Consider the following 13,633-nt stretch of genomic DNA (forward strand, 5'->3'; position numbering starts at 1 on the left):
TCAGCCCAATGCAAGATTGGGCTGATTGTTTTTAAGTGATGCTAGTTTTTAGCTAATAATCATCTTCGATTAATGCTGCGCAGTAGCAACCTGCGGCTTCGTCTCTTCTGACTGAACACCTAACGGGTTGTTGCCCCAGCACTTCTCATATTCCCAGCCTGTCAGCTCTTCAGCGACGACACGGGCATGAGCCGGGATATCAGCAATGGCACCACCCGCTTTGATACGTGCAATTTCTTCCAGCAGGATGGCGTGGTTCTTACGATCCAGCTTCATCTGCGTCGTATAGTAAATCGCAACCAGTGCAAGAGCGATAACGCCCAGTGAGAACACGCCAACAATCGCCTGTACGGCAGATTCTGGCTGTACTGACTGCCCAGAGATAAAGCCGAATTGGCTCAGCGTCCAACCCATCGCGAAGACAATGACAGAACGCACCATTTTGCCGGCAAACGTCATTGCACCTGCGTAAATACCCTCACGGCGACGTCCGGTCAGAACTTCATCCACATCGGCGAGGAAGGTATAAACCGTCCAGGGAATGTAGTAGATACCGCCAGTGCTCAGGCCGAATACCGCGGTAATGGCAAACAGGACGAAGATAGTCATGTCTTCTGACCAGTTCGCAAAATAGAGTGCGGCATAGGCTATTACGCTAACAATCACCACCATCAGTGCCAGACGGAACGGCCGTGCAAAGCCCATTTTGACGCAAATACCGATGAAGGCTGCGGTAGAAATGAGCTGCATAACTGAACTAAAACTGTTGAGGTGTGACACTAGCGCGGTGTTCTGCTTCAGGCCAAAGACGATGAAGTAGGTAAATGCAGAAGCGAAAAGCCACTCCGCGCCGAAGCCAAATAGGTACATCCCCAGATGCTTGCGGAAAATACGCAGGCGGAAGGTGGAGGCCATATCTACGCTCAGCTTCTTCATGGCTTGCCACAGGCTGGATGTGCTTTCGCGTACAATTTCGTTTACCGGACGCTCCCAGGATGTCATATACAGTGCGATCATCGCCGCAGACATAATGGCACCGTAGACCAGACCGGTGTAGAAGAATGGCGTTGCAGAGTCTTTACCGTAGACGGCAATAAACTGCCCTGGAATGAACGCTGCCAGGAAGTTGGCGATTTTACCGAAAATGGCTTTAGAACCTGTCAGCTTAGAGCGCAGTTTAAAGTCGGAGGTCATTTCGGTAGCCAGCGTCTCATACGGCACCATGATCGAGGTATAAATCAGCTCGAATAGCACGTATGTCGCCAGATAATACCAGAAGCCAAAGCCTTCAACCCATAGCATAGGGTAGACCAGAACCAGTGGGGCCCCCAGCAGAATAAAGAAGCGGCGGCGACCAAATCGGCGACCAATGCGGGTGTTGTAAAAATTATCGCTGATGTACCCCATGATAGGGTTACTGATAGCATCAATGATGCTGGCGACGGAGAAAATAGCAGCAGCCTGAACCAATGTTAAACCACAAAATGTGGTGTAAAAGTACATCAGCCATGCGCCGCTGATAGCAAGCGCGCCACTGCCGAGCAGGTTTGCGCTGCCGTAGCAGAACGTATTTTTAAAAGAGATTGGTTTATTCATGATCAGCCTAATTACAAATATGAAACAATATTTCAGTTCGATTGAACTATCATTTCTTTATAATTTGCTCTATTGAAAAGAAAGTAAACTGACGATCACGCTTTTGAGTGCTTTTAATAACGATCTGTCAGGTGGATCATGAAATAAGATATTTTAATTTGATTTTTATAATTTTCTGATTTTAGTTTTATGTGATTAATTTACAAATTTTGTAGGTTTCCTACAACAAGCCGTACGCGCGCAGATTGGCGGCGAGACGATATTGGGCGCTATCCCACAAATCGATAGCATGGTGTGAAATAACGCATTGACCTCAGAGAGGAAATGTCGTCATCATCCCGCCCAGTTTACTTTATCGTATTCCCTCATCAGGAGCCGTAACGTGAGTCATTTGCTGGTCTATGCCATTATTTATGTGATTTTTATTGCTGTGGTTGGGTTGTTTGCTTTTCAGGCTTGGTTGCCTTCTTCCGCGCCGCGTGGGTTGAGAGATCGCGCGGGTATTCTGGTTGGGGTATTACGTTGCATCACGTTGTTTCTTGTGGTTTCCGCATTGCAAATTCTGTTTCCCAATTCGCTGCTGGATAAGTTTGTCTGGCTGGTTGCCGCAGCGCTGTTGGTCATCGCTGTTATCGGTGGGGGAATGAGTTGGTCATCGTTGCCGTGGCTGGATGAAACAAAAGGTAAAATCCGCACTCTGGCACTGGGTGCCCAAAGTGCGGTATATCTTGCATTGCTTGGGATTATCGTTATTTAAAGCTTTGTACCAATGCAGCCACGGTGTTCTTTGCGCCGTGATCGCGCAGCTTCAGATAAGACTGTGCGATAGCGTTGAACACATCGTGGTTTGTAGGCAGATCCTCGCCAAAAATAGAACGAATATTGAGAAATGCACTGACCCGCTCGGCGCTATCTGACGTCTCTGCAACGATGCGTCCGAGCTTCTCTGCTAGCGGATCGCGGATTTCGATAGGGTTACCTGCATCATCTTTTCCGCTGACATAACGCATCCAGCCAGCGATCCCCAATGCCAGAACACGATAGTCCCCTCCATTACGCACATGCCAGCGTAGGGATTCCAGCATGCGCTGAGGCAGCTTCTGTGAACCGTCCATTGCGATTTGCCAGGTTCGATGCTTAAGCGCGGGGTTAGAGAAACGGGTAAGCAACTGAACGGCGTAGTCTTTCAGGTCGATATCCACCACGCTAAGCGTCGGTGCCTGCTCCAGTAACATCAGATGAGACACGGCTCGGCGATAATTCTCGTCATTCATACAATCGCTGACGTGATCATAACCGGCGAGATAGCCCAAATAGGCTAAAAACGAGTGACTGCCGTTCAACATGCGCAGTTTCATTTCTTCAAATGGTAGAACATCGTGCACCAGCTGAACGCCTGCTTTTTCCCACTCTGGGCGTCCGGCCGTGAAATGATCTTCGATCACCCATTGAATAAAGGGCTCACAGGCTATCGCACAGGGATCGGCGACGCCAAGGTGATCGGCAATTTCCTGTAACGCTTCAGGCGTCGCTGCCGGGACAATGCGGTCGACCATCGTATTTGGGAAGGAAACATTATCCTTGATCCACTCGATCAGGCTCTGATCGTTGATCCCTGCGGACTCCAGCACGGCCGCTTTGGCCGTTTTACCATTTTCCGGCACGTTATCGCAGGAAAGTACGGTGAACGGGGCTATCCCTCGTTCATGACGTAGGCGTAGCGCTTCCGCCAGTAACCCCGGTACGGAGGCGGGATGGCGGGGATCGATGAGATCCTGTTGAATCAGTTTATTGTTACGATCCAACTTGCCGCTCGAACCGTCCATGCAATAGCCTTTTTCGGTAATCGTCAGGGAAACGATGGCCGTTTCTGGTGCGGCGAGTTTCTCAATAATGGCGTCAATGCCTTCTATTTTAGCATGTAACGATTCGCACACGGCACCGACGACAATGGGCTGATTGGCCGTAGCGGCTTTTTCCAGCACGGTAAACAGATGATCCTGCTGACGAAGCGCATTGATCATGGTGTCGTCGCTAAATAGCACGACTTCACAAACTCCCCAGTCTCCTCCTACCATATTCAGCACGCGATCGGTGAGCAGCGCCTGATGAGCGCGATGAAAAGCGCCAAAACCGATATGGACGATGCGTGGCTTCAGTGCCTGGCGATCGTAGTGAGGGAATTGAACGCTGGCAGGCAATTCGCTGGTGGCGATATTTTTCATTTTATCAGTCATTTATTGCGCTTTCGGGTGGGTGATCCATGACGTTAAAAGTAGCTGTGATTTACAGGCGGTGCAATACGCGACGCGCAGATAGGTTACGATGCGCACGTTTTTTTCTCTGTGCAAATTTTAGCGCTTTTTCAGATTAGGTTCAGCGGCAGCGTGTGGTTTTGTGAGGGGGTTCCAGCGTAATAATGTAACGCTGAAATTTAGTCTTGTTTTTACTAACTTATCTCCATTTCTTCTACATCATCACGTGCCTTTCCCGATCGCAGTCTGCTATTTTGTTTCGATATTTCCTCACTCCAACGATCAACAAAAAAGGCCCGTAAGATGAAACTTGAGTCCCTCGCGCTACATCATGGTTATGAATCTGAAGCGACAACGAAGTCCGCCGCAGTGCCGATTTATCAAACGACCTCTTACACTTTTGACGACACGCAGCACGGTGCCGATCTGTTTGATCTGAAGGTGGCGGGCAATATCTATAGCAGAATCATGAACCCGACGAACGCGGTGCTGGAACAGCGGCTGGCAGCCATTGAGGGTGGAATCGGTGCGCTGGTGCTTTCATCCGGCATGGCGGCAATTGCCTATTCGCTTCAGGCTCTCACACAGGTTGGGGACAATATCGTCAGTACCAGCCAGCTGTATGGCGGCACTTATAACCTGTTTGCTCACACGTTGCCGCGTCAGGGGGTTGACGTGCGGATGGCCTCTTTCGATGATTTTACGACGCTGGAATCGTTGATTGATGAGCGCACCCGCGCCGTTTTTTGTGAATCTATCGGGAATCCGGCGGGAAATATCGTGGACATTGCTAAAATCGCGGAGATTGCACACCGCCACGGTGTACCGGTTATTGTCGATAACACCGTGGCGACGCCCGTGCTGTGCAGACCTTTTGAGCACGGGGCAGATATCGTCGTCCACTCGCTGACCAAATATATTGGTGGTCATGGCACCACGATCGGCGGTGCGATTATCGATTCTGGCAAGTTTGACTGGGTCGCGAATAAAGCGCGTTTCCCGTTATTGAACGAGCCTGATCCTTCTTACCACGGTGTGGTGTATACCGATGCTTTCGGTCCTGCGGCCTATATTGGACGCTGCCGCGTGGTGCCGCTGCGCAATACTGGCGCGGCGCTTTCTCCTCACAGCACGTTCTTGTTGTTGCAGGGACTGGAAACCCTCAGCCTGCGTATCGAACGCCATTGCAGCAATGCGGAAGTGTTGGCTAGTTATCTGAATCAGCATCCGCTGGTGACCTGGGTGAACTATGGCGCATTGCCTGATAGCCCCTACAAGGCAAACTGCGACAAAATTACCTCGGGTAAGGCGTCTGGGATTATCAGCTTTGGTATTAAAGGTGGAAAGACATCAGGTGGCCATTTTATTGATGCGCTGAAGATGATCTTACGGCTGGTTAATATTGGCGATGCTAAATCGCTTGCGTGCCATCCGGCAAGTACCACGCATAGGCAGTTGAATGCGGAAGAACTGGCGAAACCGGGAGTGAGTGAGGATCTGGTTAGAATCTCGGTCGGCATTGAGCATATTGACGACATCATCGCTGATGTGGCGCAGGCGCTGGAAGCCTCGCAGAAAAATTAAACGGTAGGGGCGTTTGAGAAACACGTTGGAAACCCGAATCGGTTTCCAACGTGTCATAGCGATCACGAACGGTTGGCGTTGGCCTCTGTCGTAGTCGTCTGTGGCTCAACGGGTGCAGCGTTTTGTACCGCATTGAGGCTGTCTTGCGGCTGTGCTTCTGGTGCTTCTTGTTGAATTTCTGGTGTAGCGGGTACCGCAGCAGATTCAACCGGAATTGCCGGTGTGGCTTGTTCGATCAGACCATTGATTTTGGTCGGCATACCAGAACGTCTCTGGACTGCCTGATCGACTTCGCTGGTGTTCACACTGGCATCAGCCAGAACCTTGCTCACTTTTGGCGTCATGCTGATCGGTGCCGGAGAATCAGAATGGAATTCTTCTACCGTGCGGGACAGCGGATTGTGAACTTCAACATAGCGTGAACCATCTGGCTCAACGGTGGCTTTCACTGGCTCATTGATGAACTGAACGCGTGTACCGACCGGAACGCTGTTGAACAGATATTTAATATCATCGGCACGTAGACGAACACAGCCGTGGCTTACGCGCAGGCCAATACCGAAATTGGCGTTGGTCCCGTGGATCGCGTACAGATTACCGATGTAGAGCGCATACAGCCCCATAGGGTTATCCGGGCCTGCTGGGAAAACTTTTTGCAGCGTCTCACCGCGTGCTGCATATTCTGCGTGCATCTTGGCGGTTGGTGTCCAGGTTGGGCCCGCTTTCTTACGCTGAACGGAGGTTGTCCAGTTAATCGGCGTATCTTTACCTAATTCACCAATCCCGATTGGCAGTACAACTACGGTCTTGGAACCTTTCGGGTAGTAGTACAGACGCATTTCGGCGCTGTTGATGACAATGCCTTCACGCGGTGCGTCTGGCAGAATTAACTGATGAGGAATCATCATTTTGCTGCCGGGAACGGGCAGATAAACGTCCGCTTCTGGGTTGGCTTCCATGATGTTACTCAGGCCCATTTGGAACTGTGCAGCAAAATGTTCCAACGGCTGCGTGCTATCTTCCGGTACGGTGATTTCTAGATTTTCGCCTACCAATCGGCTGTTAGCCGCAGGCAGAGGATAAACTACGGCAAAAGCGGCCTGGCTGAATGTGGCGGCTGCAAGAACTAAAGTAAAGATCGCGCGAATACTCATTTTCATTTCTTTATTTGAGTGATAAATGCGCCTCCGAATAGGGAGGCCGGGCTGCTAAGGTCGATAACGACCGGATGCGCATTATATGTGCAGAATGGCCTTTGAGGGAAACAACATGTGTAACTAATCACACTTTTTGACGCACCAATGAGAGAGCGGGTTTATCGAGTATATAGCTGACTTAGTTTTCCCCTTCCAGTGTGGGTTTTTGAAAGCGGCGATTAGCCAGTACCGGAAGAGCCTGACGAGCGTACGCCAGCCGTTCTGGTTCAATGTCGGCATAGATAAGAGCAGGTGTTTCCGGTGCCTGAACCACGACAACGCCCAGAGGATCGACAACCATGCTGTTGCCGATATTCTTGACGCCGCATTCGCCAACGGCGACGAGATAAGTGGTGTTTTCCAGTGCTCTTGCGCGCACCAGCAGCTCCCAATGCGCTTCTTTCAGCGGCCCTTTAATCCAGGCGGAAGGGAGGACAAGTACGTCTGCGCCGTCCAGAACCAGACGGCGTGCAAGCTCAGGGAAGCGAATGTCATAGCAGGTCATCAGCCCAACGTTCAACCCAGCGATGGTCAACAGCGGTGGAATCGCTTCACCTGCTAGTACGTTTTCTGATTCTTGTACGGAGAACGCATCATACAAATGCAGCTTTCGGTATTGGGCGATGATCTCGCCGTTGCGCAGCGCCAGCAGCGTATTCCAGACTTTCCCCTCTCCGTTCGGGATATGCACACACAGCATGGTCGTCAGGTTGCTGCCCTTGCTGGCTTCCAGCAGATGTGACACAAACGGGCCATCAAGCGGCTGGGCGGCGGTGAGCACCATGTTGGGATTGGTGATATCGCGAGCCAGCACGCCTTCAGGCAGCACCAGCAGATCGGCACCGTTTTGCTGTGCTGCCGACATAAATTCAGCGATTGTCGTGGCGTTTTGTTGCCACTTGCGGTCAACAGCGAATTGTCCCAGCGCGACTTTCATTCTTGCTCCTTCTTTGCCTGATTAATCACGTTTGGCTGGCATCATGCGCAGCAGCGTGTTGTCTTTCATGACATAGTGGTGGAACAGGGCGGCTGCGGTATGCAGTGCAATGAGCCAGTACCCTAGCGGTGCCAGCGTTTCGTGCCAGCCAATCAGTGTTTCAGCAAGCTCGAAATTCGGTGTAGCGGATGTTGGCATACTGATACCAAAAAGCATCCAGTCGCGGCCATTGTAATAGCGTGAGGCAACGCCCAGTATCGGCAGCGTGATAAACAGCAGGTAAATAACGGCGTGAGTGAGTGAGCCCAGCGCACTCTGCAAACGGGACAACGGCGGCGTAATAGCGGGTGAGGTATGCCGATGGCGTAAGAACAGACGAGCCAGCATAAGAACAAGTATGGCTACACCACAGCTAAAGTGCGTCACGATCATCACGGTGCGCAGCAGTGAACCTCGTTCAGCAAATCCGCGTAGTTCTATCGTGGCATAGGTAACAACGAGCAAAATAAAAACCAGCCAGTGCAGTGCAATCTGCGATGGTGCGAACTTTCCTTTCATGTTTCATCCTCTGCAACGTTGAGCTCGATTTAACACCGTAACGAACGAATAATCCCATAAAGTATAAGGTAACGTGCTTCTTGTCAGCCCTTCTTTACCCTGCCTGACAAACTGGGTTATCAGCGTTGGATTTCTCAGTATTAATCCCTATTCGGTTCTCCGTTTATCGTAAGAGAAAGCAGATCAAATTGCATTGATGAGCCAGTACAAAGGGGAGATCTCGGAAAACGTAGATATAAAAAAACCGGCCGAAGCCGGTTTGGAGGGGAAAGGTTATTCCTGCGGGTTTTTCTCTGCCTTGCCTGCCATCATGGTCAGGAAGTCAAAGCGGCGACGCAGATCCAGTTCTGCCTCTTCATAGAGCCGTGCGGTTTCTTCCGGCATCATGTTATTCAGGCGGCGGAAGCGTTGCTCTTTCAGCAGCGTTTCACTCAGGCTGCTTGATGGCGGACGAGAATCCGTCACCAGCGCAGGTTTACCTTCCTCGGTGCGACGTGGGTCGAAGCGATAGAGTGGCCAGAAACCGGTAGCCGTCAACTGACGCATCTGATCGTGGCTGAATGCCAGATCGTAGCCGTGCTCTTCACACGGGCTGTAGGCGATAATCAGTGACGGACCCGGCCAGGCTTCTGCTTCCTGAATCGCTTTCACGGTCTGGTTCAGCTGTGCACCCAGCGAGATCTGCGCAACATACACGTGACCATACATCATGACGTTGATGCCCAGATCTTTACGCGCTTTGCGTTTACCCTTCTCACCAAATTTGGTCACTGCGCCCAGCGGCGTGGCCTTGGATTGCTGGCCGCCGGTGTTGGAATAACACTGCGTATCCAGCACCAGTACGTTGACGTTTTCACTTAGGCTCATGACGTGATCTAACCCGCCGTAGCCGATGTCATACGCCCAGCCATCACCACCGATGAGCCAGATGGATTTATCAACAAAGTGGTCGGCTTCGCTCGCCAGCACTTTGGCGTCAGTATCATTGACGGCTGCCAGCAATCCACGCAGTTGCTCAATCTGCTGGCGGCGCAGATCGGGCGCGATGGCGTCTTCCTGCAACGCACTAACCAGATCTTGCGGCAGTTGCGGTGCCAGTTTATTGAGCAAACGTACGGCGCGCTGACGGTGTTGATCGACGCTCAGACGGAAGCCCAGACCGAATTCGGCATTGTCCTCGAACAGAGAGTTAGCCCAGGCTGGGCCGCGACCGTTGGCATCGGTGGTCCACGGCGTGGTCGGCAGATTACCGCCATAAATAGACGAACAGCCCGTTGCGTTCGCCACCAGCAGACGGTCGCCATAGAGCTGCGTCAACAGCTTGATGTACGGCGTTTCGCCACAGCCGGAGCAGGCACCTGAATACTCGAACAGCGGTGAAATCAGCTGAGAAGTCCGGATATCGATACGTTCCAGCGTAGATTTGTCGATTTCCGGCAGTTGCAGGAAGAAATCGAAGTTCTCTTTTTCCGCCGTCAGATTATCCAGACGGGATTCCATATTGATAGCTTTGATTTCTGGGTTCTGACGGTCTTTAGCAGGACAGACTTCCACACACAAATTACAGCCGGTGCAGTCTTCCGGAGCGACCTGCAACACGTATTTTTGGCCGCGCATGTCGCGTGCTTTCACATCCAGTGATTGCAGTGACGCAGGTGCATTCTCCATCGCATCTGGCTGGACAACTTTGGCGCGGATGGCAGAGTGCGGGCAGGCGGCGACACAGTGGTTACACTGCGTGCAGAGCTGCGGCTGCCATAGCGGAATCTCTTCCGCGATATTACGTTTTTCCCACTTGGTGGTGCCGGTTGGCCAGGTGCCATCGGGCGGCAGGGCTGAAACGGGCAGCGTATCACCCAGCCCAGCCAGCATCGCGGCCGTGACGGTCTTGACGAAATCGGGTGCGGCGTCGGAAACCACTGGTGGCCACTGCGGGCTGTCTGGGTTAACGGCTTCTAGCGGGACTTCTGCCAGCGCTTCCAGCGTGGCGCTCAGCGCCTGCCAGTTACGTTCAACCAGTTCCTGGCCTTTACTGCCATAACTCTTGGCGATGGCGGTACGCAGTTTTTCTACCGCAACATCCGCTGGTAAAATCTGTGACAGGTGGAAGAACGCCATCTGCATGACGGTGTTAATACGCGCACCCAGATGGCACTCACGGGCAATTTTGGCGGCGTTGATACAGTACACGCGAGCATTGCGCTGATTCAGCCCTGCCTGCACTTCCTGCGGCAAACGGTGCCACAGATCGTCGCTGCTATACGGCGAGTTGATCAGGAAAACGCCGCCGGGCTTCAGTCGTTCGACCATGTTGTACTTGTCGATAAACTGCCACTGATGACAGGCGACGAAATCGGCCTGATCGATCAGATAGGCTGAGTTGATCGGGTGCGGGCCAACGCGCATATGGGAAACGGTGAGGCTACCGGCCTTTTTCGAGTCATAGACAAAGTAGCCTTGTACAAACATCGGGGTGGTTTCACCGACGATTTTGATTGCGTTCTTGGTTGCAGAAACGGTGCCGTCACTGCCTAGGCCGTAGAACAGGGCTTCGAGTGATGCACTACTTGGAAAACGCTGTTCTGGCAGTGGCAGGGACAGGTTAGTGACATCGTCATAAATCCCAACGGTAAAGCGGGGTCGTGGGTTAGCAAGTGCTAACTCATTAAAGATCGCCTGTATGCACTGAGGGGTAAATTCTTTGGAAGACAGCCCGTAACGTCCACCAATCACGCGTGGCATAAGTGAACGCTCACCAGCGGAGAACGCCTCGGCCAGCGAGGTCATCACATCAAGATATAGCGGCTCTGCCAATGCACCTGGCTCTTTAGTGCGATCCAGCACCGCAATGCTCTTCGCCGTTTGCGGAATGACGGCCAAAAAATGTTTGGCAGAGAACGGGCGATATAGGCGGATTTTCACCACGCCGACTTTCTCGCCGCGCATCAACAGCGTATCGACGACTTCTTCGCAGGTGCCGACGCCGGATCCCATCAGGATGACGATTTTGGTCGCTTCTGGGTGGCCATAGTATTCAAACGGCTGATATTGGCGTCCTGTGGCGGCGGCGAAATCATTCATCGCCTGCTCAACGTGCCCATAACCTGCGTCATACCACCGGTTAGTGGCTTCACGAGCCTGGAAGAAGGTATCTGGGTTAGATGCAGTACCTCGAATCACCGGACGTTCCGGTGTGAGTGCTCGCTCACGGTGTGCATCAATGGCGTGCTGTGGCAGAAGCTGGAGGAGCACCTCATCACTCAGCGGCTCAATCTTGTTAATTTCGTGCGAGGTACGGAAACCGTCGAAGAAATGGATAAACGGCAGACGGCTGTTCAGGCTAGCGATTTGCGAAATCAGCGCAAAGTCCTGCGCTTCCTGCACATTGCTGGCACACAGCATAGCGCAACCCGTCTGGCGTACGGCCATGACGTCCGAGTGATCGCAGAAGATGGACAACGCATGCGTCGCAACCGTACGCGCCGCGACATGCAGGACGAACGGCGTCAGCTCACCGGCCAGCTTATATAGCGTGGGGATCATCAGCAGTAGACCCTGCGATGAGGTAAATGTGGTGGCTAGAGTGCCCGTCTGTAATGCGCCGTGGACGGTAGCGATCGCGCCGCCTTCCGATTGCATTTCAACAACGCGTGGCGTGTCTCCCCATATATTCAGCCCGCCGTCGCTCGACCAGGCGGCCGCGTGTTCAGCCATGCTGGAGCTGGGAGTGATGGGGTAGATGGCGATGACTTCACTGCTTCGCCACGCCACAGAGGCGACTGCGTTATTACCGTCGGTGGTGATCATGACTTATAGCCTTCTTGCTCACTAAGCCTTTCATTTTACATGGTCTTTTGGGGCGATGAAAATGACTGGGCATAAACGAAAATACGATTTTTATCGGAGGATTATCGCATTTCAGGAAAAAAGAGGGTGGAACGATGTATGCAGAGTTGTATCAATATGTGTTTTATCTCCGTCATACTTCAAGCTGCCTTTCTGCGCGTTGCTTTCGTGATTAGGAAGAGCCGCGTTTCCGAAAGATTGGCGTTATTATACACCGCAGAGCAGATTGATGTCTTTTTGTACCTCTTCAAGAGTACTGGAGCATGATTTTGTTTGCTCATTACTGTCATGACAGGTAGCGTGCTTATACTAAAATAACATCTGCAATGAATGTATGAAGGAACCGAACGATGGCAAATGATGAAATAAAAAATAAATTGGTTTCCGTACTGGCTTCACAACAGGCGCAGGGAAAAACGCCAGAACAGGCCGTCGAACACATCCTTCAGGCATTGGGTGGGCGAGCAGGTGATGTGTCCCGTATTTCAGTTTTGACGTCGACATTAATTGCTGATGTGCTTTATACCGTGTATCAGGATGCGATAACACACCAACAGATTGCGGTGATTTTACGCCAACTGTGTTATCCCGCTCGCGACATTGCCGTCGCATCACACGCCATCTACCCTAAGTTGACGGTACAGGAAATTGGCCAACTTTTGCAGAGCCCAGAGATTTATCCGACGATCGATCGCGCCGCGCTACTTGATGCGCTGACCTACGCAAATTTTTCCAAAGCGGAAAGCGAGCAGGCTGCTGATGTTCTCGGCGTTTAATACCCGAGCAATTCGATACCAGAACAGTACCGAAGAGTAGACAGCCAGACTCGTGATTTTCCTATAGCCGCTATCGGACCGGACTATTGTTCGATAGCGGTGACCTTAACGTCCTTTACCCGAGCGTGACTTCCGCTGTTTCCTGATGCAGTCGTCAGCTCATACAACCCCACTTTAGCGCCTACCCATTTCTGCGGCGAAATGTTCGTCAAGTGTACAATATTCCCCGTTATCGCCCAGCCAGGCGAACTGGCAAATGGCGTTCTGCCGCACGGTGACACGCAGTGTGATGCTCTGCGGTCCGAGTAGGTACTGGAAAGTTAGCATCATAGAAGAGAGACTTTATGAATCGAGCCCGTATGGACCGAACCTGTATAGATATAGTCATCCGCCCCGCGCAGAAATCAGATGCGAGCGTGATTCTGGAGTTAATTATTGAATTGGCCGTATACGAGAAGGCGCGCCACGAAGTGTTAGCCTCGCTTGAGGATATTGAGAACTCGCTATTTGGCGAGGGTGCGACGGCCGAAACGCTGATTTGTGAGATTGACGGCAAACCTGTCGGCTATGCGATTTTCTTCATGAGCTATTCAACCTGGCTGGGGAAACACGGCATTTATCTGGAAGATCTCTATATTGCGCAGGCGTATCGTAATGCGGGAGCAGGAAAGGCGCTGCTGAAACAGATTGCGCGTCTTGCGCAGGAAAGGCAGTGCGGTCGTTTGGAATGGAGCGTGTTGGACTGGAACCAACCTGCGATCGATTTCTATAAAAGTATTGGTGCGAATCCGCAGGATGAGTGGGTTCGCTATCGGATGGACGAGAAGGGCATTGCTGATTTCGTTACGGCATCGTAACGACTTTGCTCCTGCTGGCTTTAAGGCA

At 51.9% G+C, this 13,633-nt stretch carries 10 protein-coding genes and 1 pseudogene; 4 read left to right on the forward strand and 7 right to left on the reverse strand.

Translation table 11 applies throughout. The features are described 5' to 3' along the window. Positions 1-69 precede the first annotated feature (69 nt). Positions 70-1,596, reverse strand: a complete 1,527-nt coding sequence (locus tag DCX48_17150; GenBank protein ID QXE16092.1) for an MFS transporter — start codon at positions 1,594-1,596, stop codon at positions 70-72. 382 nt (positions 1,597-1,978) lie between these two features. Here DCX48_17150 and DCX48_17155 point away from each other — a divergent pair, with 382 nt between their 5' ends. Continuing rightward, positions 1,979-2,353, forward strand: a complete 375-nt coding sequence (locus tag DCX48_17155; protein QXE16093.1) for a hypothetical protein — start codon at positions 1,979-1,981, stop codon at positions 2,351-2,353. Here DCX48_17155 and DCX48_17160 read toward each other — a convergent pair. Continuing rightward, positions 2,346-3,833: a fructuronate reductase gene (locus DCX48_17160; protein QXE16094.1), complete on the reverse strand. Its 1,488-nt coding sequence runs from the start codon at positions 3,831-3,833 to the stop codon at positions 2,346-2,348. The genes DCX48_17155 and DCX48_17160 overlap by 8 nt on opposite strands. 321 nt (positions 3,834-4,154) lie before the next feature. Between DCX48_17160 and DCX48_17165 the strand changes: the two genes are divergently transcribed. Then, positions 4,155-5,435 (forward strand): aminotransferase class I/II-fold pyridoxal phosphate-dependent enzyme, encoded by a 1,281-nt coding sequence (locus DCX48_17165; protein ID QXE16095.1) that lies wholly within the window; start codon positions 4,155-4,157, stop codon positions 5,433-5,435. Between the two features lie 62 nt (positions 5,436-5,497). Here DCX48_17165 and DCX48_17170 read toward each other — a convergent pair whose 3' ends face one another. The 4 genes from DCX48_17170 to nifJ all read right to left on the reverse strand — a co-directional run bounded on the left by DCX48_17170 (position 5,498) and on the right by nifJ (position 11,933). Continuing rightward, positions 5,498-6,589 (reverse strand): L,D-transpeptidase, encoded by a 1,092-nt coding sequence (locus DCX48_17170; protein QXE16096.1) that lies wholly within the window; start codon positions 6,587-6,589, stop codon positions 5,498-5,500. Between the two features lie 181 nt (positions 6,590-6,770). After that, the gene (locus DCX48_17175) at positions 6,771-7,568 is read right to left on the reverse strand and encodes a deaminated glutathione amidase (protein QXE16097.1); all 798 of its coding nucleotides are present in this window, start codon (positions 7,566-7,568) and stop codon (positions 6,771-6,773) included. Positions 7,569-7,589: 21 nt separating this feature from the next. Further along, positions 7,590-8,126: a cytochrome b561 gene (locus tag DCX48_17180; protein QXE16098.1), complete on the reverse strand. Its 537-nt coding sequence runs from the start codon at positions 8,124-8,126 to the stop codon at positions 7,590-7,592. Positions 8,127-8,399: 273 nt separating this feature from the next. Then, positions 8,400-11,933 (reverse strand): pyruvate:ferredoxin (flavodoxin) oxidoreductase, encoded by a 3,534-nt coding sequence (nifJ, locus tag DCX48_17185; protein ID QXE16099.1) that lies wholly within the window; start codon positions 11,931-11,933, stop codon positions 8,400-8,402. Between the two features lie 389 nt (positions 11,934-12,322). On the opposite strand from nifJ, the gene DCX48_17190 reads away from it, so the two are divergent. Further along, positions 12,323-12,748: a hypothetical protein gene (locus DCX48_17190; GenBank protein QXE16100.1), complete on the forward strand. Its 426-nt coding sequence runs from the start codon at positions 12,323-12,325 to the stop codon at positions 12,746-12,748. Between the two features lie 83 nt (positions 12,749-12,831). Here the strand turns inward: DCX48_17190 and DCX48_17195 are convergent. Further along, positions 12,832-13,057, reverse strand: a pseudogene (locus tag DCX48_17195) (glycoside hydrolase). A gap of 50 nt (positions 13,058-13,107) precedes the next feature. On the opposite strand from DCX48_17195, the gene DCX48_17200 reads away from it, so the two are divergent. Next, entirely contained in the window at positions 13,108-13,605 is a 498-nt protein-coding gene (locus DCX48_17200; protein QXE17285.1) for a GNAT family N-acetyltransferase, read from the forward strand. Positions 13,606-13,633: the final 28 nt, after the last annotated feature.

It is taken from the genome of Pectobacterium atrosepticum, from assembly GCA_019056595.1.
In the GTDB taxonomy this organism is placed as follows: Bacteria; Pseudomonadota; Gammaproteobacteria; order Enterobacterales; family Enterobacteriaceae; genus Pectobacterium; species Pectobacterium atrosepticum.

Excerpts from the sequence above, each read along its gene's own strand:
- DCX48_17175 (QXE16097.1), bottom strand. The coding sequence starts at position 7,568 with ATGAAAGTCGCGCTGGGACAATTCGCTGTTGACCGCAAGTGGCAACAA.
- DCX48_17190 (QXE16100.1), top strand. The coding sequence starts at position 12,323 with ATGGCAAATGATGAAATAAAAAATAAATTGGTTTCCGTACTGGCTTCA.
- nifJ (QXE16099.1), bottom strand. The coding sequence starts at position 11,933 with ATGATCACCACCGACGGTAATAACGCAGTCGCCTCTGTGGCGTGGCGA.
- DCX48_17200 (QXE17285.1), top strand. The coding sequence starts at position 13,108 with ATGGACCGAACCTGTATAGATATAGTCATCCGCCCCGCGCAGAAATCA.
- DCX48_17165 (QXE16095.1), top strand. The coding sequence starts at position 4,155 with ATGAAACTTGAGTCCCTCGCGCTACATCATGGTTATGAATCTGAAGCG.
- DCX48_17160 (QXE16094.1), bottom strand. The coding sequence starts at position 3,833 with ATGACTGATAAAATGAAAAATATCGCCACCAGCGAATTGCCTGCCAGC.
- DCX48_17180 (QXE16098.1), bottom strand. The coding sequence starts at position 8,126 with ATGAAAGGAAAGTTCGCACCATCGCAGATTGCACTGCACTGGCTGGTT.
- DCX48_17150 (QXE16092.1), bottom strand. The coding sequence starts at position 1,596 with ATGAATAAACCAATCTCTTTTAAAAATACGTTCTGCTACGGCAGCGCA.
- DCX48_17170 (QXE16096.1), bottom strand. The coding sequence starts at position 6,589 with ATGAGTATTCGCGCGATCTTTACTTTAGTTCTTGCAGCCGCCACATTC.